General features: G+C 59.9%; 8 protein-coding genes. 3 read left to right on the forward strand and 5 right to left on the reverse strand.

Going from position 1 to position 11,875, the window contains the following annotated elements:
• On the reverse strand, positions 1-553 hold a 553-nt coding region (locus tag ACNHGR_RS24080; RefSeq protein ID WP_475289524.1), incomplete at its 3' end, for an alpha/beta hydrolase fold domain-containing protein.
• Positions 550-1,740, reverse strand: coding sequence for a serine hydrolase domain-containing protein (locus ACNHGR_RS24085; RefSeq protein ID WP_449470402.1), 1,191 nt, complete (start codon positions 1,738-1,740; stop codon positions 550-552). The genes ACNHGR_RS24080 and ACNHGR_RS24085, both read right to left, overlap by 4 nt.
• 112 nt (positions 1,741-1,852) lie before the next feature.
• On the opposite strand from ACNHGR_RS24085, the gene ACNHGR_RS24090 reads away from it, so the two are divergent.
• The 3 genes from ACNHGR_RS24090 to ACNHGR_RS24100 all read left to right on the forward strand — a co-directional run bounded on the left by ACNHGR_RS24090 (position 1,853) and on the right by ACNHGR_RS24100 (position 6,787).
• On the forward strand, positions 1,853-3,301 hold the full coding sequence (locus ACNHGR_RS24090; protein ID WP_449470404.1) for an MFS transporter: 1,449 nt from the start codon (positions 1,853-1,855) through the stop codon (positions 3,299-3,301).
• 97 nt (positions 3,302-3,398) lie between these two features.
• On the forward strand, positions 3,399-5,090 hold the full coding sequence (locus tag ACNHGR_RS24095) for an acyl-CoA dehydrogenase family protein (RefSeq protein ID WP_449470406.1): 1,692 nt from the start codon (positions 3,399-3,401) through the stop codon (positions 5,088-5,090).
• Positions 5,091-5,185: 95 nt separating this feature from the next.
• Positions 5,186-6,787 (forward strand): fatty acid--CoA ligase, encoded by a 1,602-nt coding sequence (locus ACNHGR_RS24100; RefSeq protein WP_475289527.1) that lies wholly within the window; start codon positions 5,186-5,188, stop codon positions 6,785-6,787.
• A gap of 110 nt (positions 6,788-6,897) precedes the next feature.
• Here ACNHGR_RS24100 and ACNHGR_RS24105 read toward each other — a convergent pair whose 3' ends face one another.
• The 3 genes from ACNHGR_RS24105 to ACNHGR_RS24115 form a co-directional block, all read right to left on the reverse strand.
• Positions 6,898-7,659 carry an SDR family NAD(P)-dependent oxidoreductase gene (locus ACNHGR_RS24105; protein WP_475289529.1) on the reverse strand — a complete coding sequence of 254 codons (762 nt, stop codon included), beginning with the start codon at positions 7,657-7,659 and terminating at the stop codon, positions 6,898-6,900.
• Positions 7,660-7,794: 135 nt separating this feature from the next.
• Positions 7,795-9,450 (reverse strand): AMP-binding protein, encoded by a 1,656-nt coding sequence (locus ACNHGR_RS24110; RefSeq protein ID WP_475289530.1) that lies wholly within the window; start codon positions 9,448-9,450, stop codon positions 7,795-7,797.
• 171 nt (positions 9,451-9,621) lie between these two features.
• Positions 9,622-11,757 carry a TonB-dependent receptor gene (locus ACNHGR_RS24115; protein WP_475289532.1) on the reverse strand — a complete coding sequence of 712 codons (2,136 nt, stop codon included), beginning with the start codon at positions 11,755-11,757 and terminating at the stop codon, positions 9,622-9,624.
• Positions 11,758-11,875: the final 118 nt, after the last annotated feature.

Consider the following 11,875-nt stretch of genomic DNA (forward strand, 5'->3'; position numbering starts at 1 on the left):
CCTTGAGCGGGTGGGGACCTGTCTCGCCTCTTTCCCTTGCCGCGTCACGCAAGCCGATGGCCGTCGTCGCGGCCAGATTGCCCCCCGCGCTATCGCCTGCGATCACGACCTGCCGGACATCGCCGCCAAGGGCATCGACATTGTCGAGAACCCACTGCGCGGCGGCAAGCGAGTCCTCATAGGCGGCAGGGAAAGGATGTTCGGGGGCGAGGCGGTAGGTGCTCGACACGATTACCGCGGGCAGCGCTTCGCACAGATAACGGATCGTATGGTCCACCGTGTCGAGATCGCCGATCGTCCAGCCGCCGCCGTGGATGTAGTGCAGGGTGATCGTCGTCGGTTTGGTCGGGCGATAGATGCGCAGGGGCACCGGGCCGCCCGGTCCGTCGATGTTCCGCGCGTCCACCCCCGCGACCTCCGTAATGGGTGCCGGACCTAAGATCAGAGGCAGCAGTGATGCGGCATTCGCACGTTGGCCGGGCCAGTCGATCGGCAGTTCCACTTCCGATGGGATGGCCTTCAATATCTCGGCCAGAACGGGGTCCAATGTCATGCCTTGATCCTTTCATCGAGAATATCGTCAAGCGCCTTCACCACGGCATAGACTTCAGGATCTTCGACCCCGCCAGCCGCCATGCCATTGCGAACATAGGCGAAGCCAACTTCTCGCTCCGGCGACGCGAAAGCGAGACTGCCGCCCATACCGTCGTGCCCGAAGCTGGATCCGCCGAGCATGGGCTGCACGCGCCAGGGGATCATGAGCCCTGCGCCCCATGCCGGGCCTTCTTCTTCCAGACCGAATTGCTTGCCGGTCGAGACGGGACGGATCGCATCGGCGATGACCTCGTCGGACAGAAGGCGGATGCCGTCGATCGGGGCGAGGCAGGCCGCGTAAAATGTCGCCAGCGACCGGGCATCAGCCACAAGCGCTGCCCCTGCAAGCTCCATCGACTGCACATGCGGGTCGTTCAGGCTGCCTTTGCCGAAATCCGCCGCGAATGACAGGGCTCCGTTGATCGTCATCACCTGCCACGGCAGCGAGCCGGGCGCCATGCTAGCCTCTATCACGGCGGCTGCCTGCGCGGGATCGCGATGAACGAGCCTCGCGACGCGCTGCTGGTCGGCGCGGGGCACGCCGAAATAGAGCGACAGGTCGAGCGGGGTCGCGACATTGTCGGCGAGCCATTGGCCGACCGTTTGACCCGTCACCCTTCGGACAAGTTCGCTGGTGAACCAGCCGACCGTGACCGCATGATAGATATGCACCGACCCCGGCTCGAACATCGGGGGCTGGGCGGCCAGTCGGGCGGCCATATGCTCGACATCGCCGATCTGCTCCGCGCTGACATCGCCATCGATGAAGGGCACGCCGGCTCGATGCGCCAATGCGTTGCGAACCGTGAGGGCTCCCTTGCCGGCCTGGGCGAATTCCGGCCAGTAACGCGCGACCGGCGCATCGAGATCGATCAGGCCCTGACTCACTAGATGCAGCACGCAGACGGCAGCCACGCCCTTCGACACCGAAAAGACAGGAACGATAGTATCGGCTCTCCATGCAGCGCCACTATCCGCGTCGGCGACACCGCCCCAAAGATCAACGACGGTTTCGCCCTTCACGCGGATCGAACAAGCAGCGCCGACCTCCGCGCCGCCTCGCAGTCCAGTGGCAAAAGCGTCCCGGCAACGTTCGAAACCTGGCGCCACCGTGCCGCTGATCCTCGCAACCTTCTCGCTCTTCATGACCTCTCCTAAACCACCGTGCTGTCGGCTGTGGGCCCTTGCATAGCGGCAAAGCCACTGTTATGCAATGGATTGCAAGAACATCCAGCAAGGCCGCTGGAGAGAGGATTTCATGAGCTCCAGCGCATCTTGCGGCACCGTAAATGTACGGTTGCCGATTCGAACCAAACTCCTGTTCGGGTGTGGTCAGGGCGTGGAAGTATCGGCCACATTCGTCGCCAACACATTCCTCCTGTTCTACCTCACCAGTGTAGCTGGAATTTCGCCCGCAGTGGCGGGCGCAATCATCTTTGCATCCCTCGTCATAGATGCGATCGCGGATCCCCTGATCGGATCCTGGTCGGATCGCTCCCACTCGCGCTGGGGCCGCCGCCTGCCGTTCATGGTGTTCGGACTGCCGGTGATCTGCATCGCTTCGATAGCGTTGTTCGGCATAGCGGTATCGGGAGACACGGTGGCCGCCATCAGCGTCGCCCTCCTTCTCAACGTTTCGCTTCGGGTCGGAACATCGCTCTATGCGCTTCCCTATTCGGCGCTCACCGCCGAATTGACGAGTGACTACGACGAGCGGTCGAGCGTCACTGCTTATCGGATGATTTTCGGGTTCATCGGCACGGTCCTCACCATCGCGCCGGCCTTCGGACTCATCTTCGCGACAAAGGAAGCCTATGCGTCGCGCACTGCCTATATGCAGCTGGGGCTGCTGCTGTCAGCCGTAGTCCTGGTGATGGGACTCATCTGCATCCTTGGCGTGCGTCGGGCGGTTGCTGCGAGCCCAGTCGAGCACCTCACGCCCGCCGCGACGTCCAAGTCCTTTGTCGAAGACCTGCGCGATCTTCTGCGCAACAGGTCGTTTGTCGTTCTGTTCACGTCGGCCCTGATTGCTCTGGCCATAGGTGGCAGCATGAACGCCTTAAACCTCTATGCGTACAGCTATTTCTGGAAGCTGCCCGCTTCGCTTAATCAGGTTCCCATAATGGGATTCCAGATCGGCCTGCTTCTGGGTATTCCCGTCACCGCGCTGTTGCTCAAGCACATGGAAAAGCGCGATGTCGTGATCCTGGGACTCTGCACGATCGCGTTCGGCCAGACCGCTTCCGTCCTGATTGCCCATCAGTTTCTAGGGCCTTTGCCTAACCCGGCGGCCACGGCAGTCCTGGTGGGAGCGAGCGGGCTGTTCGGCGCCTGCAATTCCCTCTTCTTCATCGGATTTCAGTCAATGATAGCCGATGCGGTCGATGAGCATGAAGCCAGGTTCGGCCAGCGGTGCGAAGGGCTATATTATAGTGCGCTTGTCTTCTCGGCCAAGGCGGCAGTCGGAATCGGATCCCTCGCCGCCGGTTCCGTCCTGTCGATGGTTGGCCTCAAAGCCAATGCCGGCGCAGGCGCTGCGCAAATTGCCGATCAGTCCGCAACGTTTCTAGGGCTATTGTGGGGAGCTGGCCATGGCCTAGCCTTCCTCATAGTGCTCCCGTTAATCCTCACATATCGGCTGGATCGGGAACGCCACCGGCAACTTATTCGTGAGCTGGACACCCAGAGGGCTGTCGCGCCAGCCTGAGTTTCGGGCGCTTGCCTAGAAGGGAGTCGCTCAAGAAGTCCTGTAAATTCTCATCACGCCCATCGCCGGACGGGCGTGAAACCGCAAGGGAACCATAATGACCTTTACCAGCCTGATCGCTGAGCAACGCTTTGTCCTCCGCACCTTGGCAGACATTGACAGGCTGAAAATCGAACAAGATGTTATCGACGCGGTCCTTGAAGGTGTCGCCCAGCTTGCCGCAGGTGAGTGGGCGCCACTTCGACGCGTCGGTGACACGATCGGTGCAAAGTGGAGCGAAGCAGGGGTATGTTTGCCTGAGGGCTTTGCCGCAGCCTACCGCGCCTATGTGGAGGGCGGATGGGGCGGCATCGCCGCTCCCCAGGGTTTTGGCGGTCAGAACTTGCCATTCGCGCTGCAGATGGCGGTTCTGGAAACATTGGGAGTGGCGAATTTCGCCTTCGCCTTGCTGCCCATCCTCACCACAGGGTCGATAGAAGCGCTGATCCATCACGGCAGCGAGGAGCAGAAGCGACTCTATTTGCCGCGACTGACATCGGGCGAGTGGGCTGGCACGATGAACCTTACCGAACCGCAAGCAGGTTCGGATGTCGGGGCGCTCCGGACGAGGGCCACACCTCGCCAGGACGGTCGGTGGAACATCACGGGTCAAAAGATATTCATCTCGTTCGGAGATCACGACCTTACGGAAAACATCATCCATCTCGTGCTTGCCCGGACGCCGGATGCGCCGGAGGGAACGCGCGGCATCTCGCTGTTTTTGGTGCCGAAATATCGCCTTGACGAAAGCGGAGCGCCGAGCATCTTCAATGATGTGCGCGCTGTATCGATCGAGCATAAGATGGGCCTTCATGCCTCACCCACCTGCATGCTTTCCTTTGGCGATAACTGCGAGTGTGTAGGGGAACTGATCGGCGCAATCGGCGGCGGCATGCCTGCAATGTTCACCGTGATGAACAATGCCCGGCTGAACATAGGCTTGCAAGGCGTCCAGATCGCCGAAGCAGCGACGGACAAGGCGAGTGCATTTGCCGCTGAGCGTATCCAGTCTGCTCGCGCGGGGAGTGCAAACCGCGCGCCGGTGCCGATCGCCGAGCATCCCGACGTGCGGCGCATGCTGCTGCGCATGAAAGCGCAAACACAGGCTGCTCGCGCACTAGTCTATTATGCGGCTAGTATGGTCGATCGTTCGGCTGGCGGTGACCAGGACGCTCAGATGCGGCTCGAACTGCTTACACCGCTGGCAAAGGCGCATGCGACCGATATCGGGTGCGAGGTCGCGTCCCTTTGCATGCAGGTGCATGGCGGCGTCGGCTATGTTGAGGAAACAGGCGTCGCCCAGTTCTTGCGTGACGTGCGAATAGCGCGAATCTACGAAGGCACGAACGGCATCCAGGCGGCCGACCTGGTCGGACGCAAGCTCGGCCTCGACAATGGCGGGGTTCTTCTCAGCCTGATCAATGATATGCGTCGCGATGCGGAAGGTGCTCCGCTATGCGACCTGATTGCGGTTTGCGACGAAATCGGTCGAGGGATGGCCGGTCTGGGGCATGACGACCGTCTTGCAGCGAGCTATCCTTACCTCACTATGCTGTCGACCGCCGTCTGCGGCTGGCTGATGGAGCGGGAAGCGCGTGCCGCTGCCGACGATGCGTTCGGGCGGACGAAGAAGGTCGTGTGCCGCTTCTACCTCGAACAGGTTCTTCCCGAAGCGATGGGGCTTCGCGCCGCCGCAACGGCGAGTGCGGACCTGCTATATGCTCTAGACGCTGATGCACTAAGGGCCTGACCATGACTGAATTCCGTGATCATATAGCGAGACCTGCATCCTTCATTACCGGTGTAAGGCGGATCGAGCGGACTCCGTCGGCCCATGGCGGTCCCTTGCTGATCAAGCTATTGCTGCAATCCGCCATGGCCCATGCGCCCGACCAGGAGATCGTGTACCGCGACACGGTCCGGCACAGCTATCGCGATTTCAACCGCCGCGTCGCGCAACTGGCGAATGTCCTTACCGATCTGGGCGTCACGCCGGGCCAGACGGTGGGCGTGCTTGACTGGGACAGTCACCGCTATCTCGAAAGCTATTTCGCCGTCCCCGGCATCGGCGCGGTGCTCCATATGGTGAACGTCAGGTTGTCGCCCGAACAGATATTGTTCACGATCAATCACGCCCGCGACGACGTGCTGCTCGTCCACGCGGATTTCCTGCCGCTGATCGAGTCGCTGTGGGATCGGCTGGAGACCGTCGGCACCTTGATCCTGCTCGCCAATGCCGGGGCGTCCCCTGTTACCGCGCTTCCCTCCGCGGGGGAGTATGAGGAGCTGATCACAGCGGCATCTCCCTCCTTCCTCTTCCCGGACTTTGATGAGGATGCCTGCGCGACGACTTTCTACACGACTGGCACGACAGGTTTGCCCAAGGGCGTGTCCTTCAGTCATCGCCAATTGGTCCTGCATAGTCTGGCGGCTGCCACTGCGCTGGGCTCCGCTGCCGATCAGGGACGGCTTCACCGCGGCGACGTCTACATGCCGATCACGCCGATGTTTCACGTCCATGCCTGGGGCTTGCCCTTCGTCGCTACCATGTTGGGGCTAAAGCAGGTGTATCCGGGGCGCTATGAGGCGGAAACGCTGCTCATGCTGCGCCGAAAGGAAGGCGTCACTTTCTCGCACTGCGTGCCGACGTTGCTCCAGATGCTTCTCTCCTGTCCGGACAGCAGCGAAACGGACCTTGGCGGATGGAAGATCGTCATCGGCGGTTCTGCTCTTTCGGCAGGACTTGCGCGCACGGCAATTGAGCGGGGCATCGACATCTTCACCGGTTATGGCATGAGTGAGACCTGCCCGATCCTCAGTCTGGCGCAATTGGGGACCGATATGATGGAGGAGGGGCTAGCGGCGCAGATTGTCGCCCGAACAAAAGCTGGCCGCCCAGTTCCGCTCGTGGAACTCGCCATCATCGACGAGTCCTGCAATTCTCTCCCGCATGATGGAGAACAGTCGGGCGAGATCGTGGCCCGCGCCCCTTGGCTCACTCAGGCCTATGTTGGCGACGCCGCCGCCTCGGAACGGCTATGGGCCACCGGCTACCTGCATACCGGCGATGTTGGGATGATCGACCCCGGCGGTTGGCTGCGGATTACCGATCGGATGAAGGATGTGATCAAGTCGGGCGGCGAGTGGGTGTCATCCCTTGAAATAGAAGACCTGATCTCGCAGCACTGCGACGTTCGCGAGGTCGCAGTGATCGGCATTCCTGACGCCCGTTGGGGCGAGCGTCCACTGGCGCTCATCGTCGCGGCAAGTGAAGCATCATCGGCGATCACCACCGAAGCCATAGCGGCCCATCTGCAACCCTATTGTGACCAGGGGATCATCTCCAAATGGGCGATCCCGGAGGTCATTCAGGTCGATGCCCTTGCCAAGACGAGTGTCGGCAAACTCGACAAAAAGACCCTCCGCGCGCGTTTCGGGCAACTTTGATATTTTGTCCCGCATCTAAGGAGGTCAGTGGTTATCCGGCGGTCGCGCAGTACTGGAGAATAAGATGTCGGGCATGCCACGTGGCGCGCCTTGATGTCGTTTTTCTGCCATTATCGCGGTGCCATTCGGATGGCGCCATCAAGACGTATGACTTCGCCATTGAGCATCGGGTTACGGACGATTGCTTCGACCATTTGAGCATATTCCTCGGGGCGTCCCAACCGGCTGGGGTGAGGAACCTGCGCGCCAAGGGAAACCTGGGCGGGCTGCGGCAGTCCCATCAGCATAGGGGTCAGGAACAGACCCGGCGCGATGCTCATCACCCGGATACGATGCTGGGCAAGGTCGCGAGCAGCGGAAAGGGTGAGCCCTACCACACCGCCCTTTGAAGAGGCGTAGGCGGCTTGCCCAATCTGTCCGTCATAGGCTGCGACGGAGGCTGTGTTGACGATTACGCCTGCCTCCTCCCCTTCTATGTCTGCGGCGATCAGGCGCGCGGCGACCTTCGACAGTATGTTGAAGGTGCCTACCAAGTTGATCTCTACGGCCTTGCGGTAGGTGGACAATGAGTGGGGCTGACCCAGCCTGTCCACAATACGCATCGCAGGAGCGATCCCGGCGCAGTTGACCAGGATACGGACCGTGCCATGGGATGATTCCGCCATCGCAAGGGCCTCCGCCACGCCCTCGTCATCGGTCACATCGACCGGGAGGAATATGCCGCCGATCTCATTCGCAGTGGCAGAGCCGACATCGGCGTTAAGGTCAAAGATGGCGACCCGTGCACCCGATGCCGCTAGCAAGCGCGCGGTCGCGCCTCCCAAACCCGAAGCTCCACCGGTAACGATGGCAGCGCAGCCGTTGATGTCCATGATCAAAATGCTCCTTCAATTCATTTGATAGCGACCGTGATGGCTTAGCCTCGTCGATCCCATGGTCGGGTCGAGCCGGCAATTGACGCGATGAGATTGACCTTCCGATCAGGTGAGGAACACCTTACGCGCCCCTTAACGCTGCTTGGCGATTTCCTCGTTGCGCAGCAGGAAGCGCTGCACCTTGCCGCTGGGCGTCTTGGGCAGTGATTCCACGAACGCGACTTCGCGCGGATAGGCATGAGCGGATAGGCGCGTCTTGACGTAGCGCTGGATCGATGATGCCAGATCCGGCTGGTCCGCACTATAGCCCTGGTTCAGTACGATGAACGCCTTGATGATCTCGGTACGCTCCGGGTCCGGTTTTCCGATCACCGCGGATTCCATCACTGCTTCATGTTCGAGCAGCGCGCTTTCGACATCGAACGGGCCGACGCGATAGCCCGACGTCGTGATGACGTCGTCGGCGCGGCCGATGAAAGAAATGCTGCCGTCCTCATTCTGCTCGACCGTGTCGCCGCTCAAATAATAATCACCGACGAACGCTTTGGTTTCCCGCTCCAGATAGCCCGAAAACCACATCATCGGCGATGCCTTGCGATCCAGCGCGAGTATGCCCGGCTCCCCTTGAGGCAGTTCCTCCCCTTCTGGCGAGATGACAACTACGCGATGACCAGGGGACGCGAAGCCGGCCGAGCCGACATGGATGGAATGATCGATCCCATGATGGTTGCACAGCACCATGCCGAGTTCGGTCTGCCCGTAATGATCATAGATCGGCGCGTTCAAATGCTCGTCAAACCAGCGTATGATCTCAGGATTAAGTGGCTCGCCTGCGCTACTGACGGCGCGAAGCTGGCCCTTGATGCGCGCGGCCTTCTCCGCCCCTCCCGCCAACAGCAACCGATAGGCCGTCGGCGATCCTGCAAGATTTGTGATCCCCAGTTCGGCAATCGTGTCATAAGCGTCGTCAACATCGAACCCGCGCTGGTTGAAGGTCGTCGTCATGCCAAGCGCCAGAGGACCGGTTACCGCATAATATAGGCCATAGGCCCAGCCGGGGTCGGCCAAATTCCAGAATTGGTCGTCACTGCACAGGCCCACAGCATCGCGCATGTAGGCAGCGAATGCCGCAATCGCCTTGATCGGCACCAGCAGCGGCTTGGCGGGCCCGGTGGTTCCGGAGGTGAACATGATGAGGAACGGATCGTCCAGGCCGCAAGGCACTGCCAAATGGCCGTCTTCCTCGCTTTCGATCATGAGCCAGAAGTCCCGCTGGCCGTTGTCCTTATCTGCGCCCACGATGATCTGCTCGACCGACGAAGGGAGATCGGCGATCTTGGGACAATTATCCTGATCCGTTACGATCACGCGGGTGTCCGCCTCTGTCAGGCGATATTCGATCGCCTTCGATCCAAAGGCGGTAAACAAGGGCTGGTAAACCGCTCCCAGCCGCCAGGTGGCGAGGATTAAAATCAGGAGTTCGGGCGAGCGGGGCAGCAAACCGGCGACCCGGTCACCCTTGACCACACCCAAAGACGCCAGCACTGTCGCCAGCCGCGCGCTATCATGGACGAGACGGGCAAAGGTCCATTCCCGCGTCGCCCCATCAAGCCCGCGATGACGCAATGCCACGCGTTCCCGATCAGCAGCATGCCGGTCGCCACACAATATAGCCGCGTTGGTGTGCCCGCTATCGTCGAGATCGAGACAAGAGAGGGCCGCCTTCAGGTCGAACATGGAGACGGCACTGTTATCGTCGCCGCCGCCCCGCGAACATGTACCGTCCATGCCTTCCCACTCCGATTCACAAATGCGCGATCGATGCATTTTACAGCTTCGAATGTCGCTTAAGTTCAAATCATCTTCCCTGCCCAGCGCATGTTCGGCAGAGAGGAAGCCCCGGCACCGGATCGTCCGGTGTCGGGGAACCAAGTGACCGCGCTTCGCTGGCGCAGCTAATCAGAAACCCTTGCGGATCCTGACACCGATCGTACGGGGAACCGGACCGTTGAGAGCGGTAGGCACGAAATAATCCGTCGGTCCTCGCTCGTCTGTCAGGTTTTCGCCAAACAGCGCAATTTCGTAAGGACCTCGCCGGATACCCAGCGTCGCTCCCAACAGATCATAACGGCCTGCCGTGACACCCCCAATCGTGGGACGTGATCCCGTCTCGCTAAAGTTCACGTTGCTGAAAAGTTCGAGATTATTGCTGATCTCGCGAGTGTAGCTGGCGTCGATGCGAAAGTTATAACCTGCAGAATTTACCAGGCGGCGACCTTCGGCCAAGCGAGGAAGTTGAGCCGTAACCTGCGGGTCTACCTCATCATATTTGCTGGAATTGATGTTGGCGACCGCTCCCAATGTCAAACCGGGCACGGGCGTGCGCCAATTTACATCGATATCGATGCCAGTAGAGTGAGCCCGCCCGATGTTCAGGAAACCGCCGATACCCGCAGATGTATTATAGCTCGATTGCAGCCCGTCGAATTTGATGTGGTAGACGTTGGCCGCCAGAGTTAACGTGCGATTGAAGAGCCGTACCCTGGTGCCGAGTTCGTAATTGGTCAACGACAAGGGATCCAGCAAGATCTTGGCTGGGAAGCCATCGGCCTCCAGCAATTGCACCTGAAGCGCGGACTGAATCGTGTTGACACGGAAGCCCGTTGATACAGTGGCGAATGCCGAAATATCGTCATTCGGGAAATATGACAGGTTTGCGCGCCAAGTGGTCTTCTTCAGCGTTGCGGGCAGGCTGGATGTCGCGTCCTCATATTTGCGGCGATCATGATAGTAGCGGACACCAAGAAGCGGCACGAGCTTTCCACCGAACAGATCATAACTGATTTCGCCAAAACCGGCCCAATTTTTGGTCACCGCATTGTTATCGGCTACCTGCTGGACCACCACAAAGTCCAGAGCGTTACGCTGCGGGCCTTCGCCGGCGCTATAGGCGCCGCCTACAACCCAATGGAATGGCCCTGCACCGGTAGATCTCGCTCGAATTTCCTGATTGAAGTTTTTCGGATCGAAGAAGGAGTCGAATTTCCCTCCAGGAATACCCAGCACTCCCAGCGGTGTGCGGTAACCAAACGACCCTTTCAGGTAACTGGTAGAACTCGTTATCGCGACGCCGCCCAGGTCGAGGTCACCGGTCAGGCTGTAAAGCGTATATTTGGATCTGGTGAAACTATCGATACCCGCCGTATTCTCGTAGGTATATGGATCGACACCGCTGTAAATGGATTGAAAACCCTGGGTTGGCCTGAACTGCCAGACTTGCGCGCGGAGCGTGAACCTGTCGGAGGGCTTGAACAAAACCGCGATCCGCCAGTCCCGATTTATTTGGTGATTGACGTCCTTTTCATCGGGCGTGCCGTCATTGGCTCCGTAATAAACGTCGGCATAGCCCTGCTGGCGCGAAATGCCGCCACTCACTCTTATCGCCAGCACGTCCTTGATAATCGGTACCGACAGGGCGCCCGCAACACCCCAGTTCAGGCCGGACGCATCCTTTGTGGACGAGGCGGAGGCTTCGCCCAGCACCTGGACCGCCGATAGATCAGGGTCGCGGGTGCGGAAGATGATAGTGCCGCCTGCCGAACCTTGCCCGTAGAGCGTGCCCTGAGGGCCACGAAGAACCTCAACCCGTTCCAGATCAAGAAACTTGATGGGAGGAGCGATGCCGAAATTTGGAACGACAAAGGGTACATCGTCCAGATAATAGCCGATGGGGGTTTCACCGTTGGTCCCACCGACGCCGACGCCGCGAATATTATAGGATTTGATACCGGCAGCAGTCTCCTGCGCGATGGACGCGCCGGGAATGGCAGTGATCAGGTTGTTGACGTCCTGAACATTCTTTTCCTTGAGGCTTTCGCCTGAGAATGCCTGGATCGCCAAAGGCGTTTTTTGCAGTGACTGCGGCCCGGTTTTGGACGCGGTCACGACGATGTCGGGGACAGAGCTCTGCGTGGCCGATGATTGCGCTGCGACAGTGCTGCTCGCGTCGCCCGATTGCGATGCCGTCTGCCCGTAGGCTTGCCCGCTCAGCGCGTACAACGATACGCACGTCACGAGCGACATTCTTACCTTCATGATCATTCTCCCCACAACAGCAGCCGTCTAATCCGGGCTTGCAATGGTTTGCAAATTAGTCCACCTTGCAATCCATTGCAAGAAAGAATTTTTGGCTGATTTGGAGGGGCGGTAACAT

The organism is Sphingobium sp. RS1 (genome assembly GCF_056156825.1).

Bases quoted from the DNA above. Each gene is read 5' to 3' on its own strand.
- ACNHGR_RS24085 (WP_449470402.1), bottom strand. From the start codon at position 1,740: ATGAAGAGCGAGAAGGTTGCGAGGATCAGCGGCACGGTGGCGCCAGGT.
- ACNHGR_RS24090 (WP_449470404.1), top strand. From the start codon at position 1,853: ATGAGCTCCAGCGCATCTTGCGGCACCGTAAATGTACGGTTGCCGATT.
- ACNHGR_RS24095 (WP_449470406.1), top strand. From the start codon at position 3,399: ATGACCTTTACCAGCCTGATCGCTGAGCAACGCTTTGTCCTCCGCACC.
- ACNHGR_RS24105 (WP_475289529.1), bottom strand. From the start codon at position 7,659: ATGGACATCAACGGCTGCGCTGCCATCGTTACCGGTGGAGCTTCGGGT.
- ACNHGR_RS24110 (WP_475289530.1), bottom strand. From the start codon at position 9,450: ATGGACGGTACATGTTCGCGGGGCGGCGGCGACGATAACAGTGCCGTC.
- ACNHGR_RS24115 (WP_475289532.1), bottom strand. From the start codon at position 11,757: ATGAAGGTAAGAATGTCGCTCGTGACGTGCGTATCGTTGTACGCGCTG.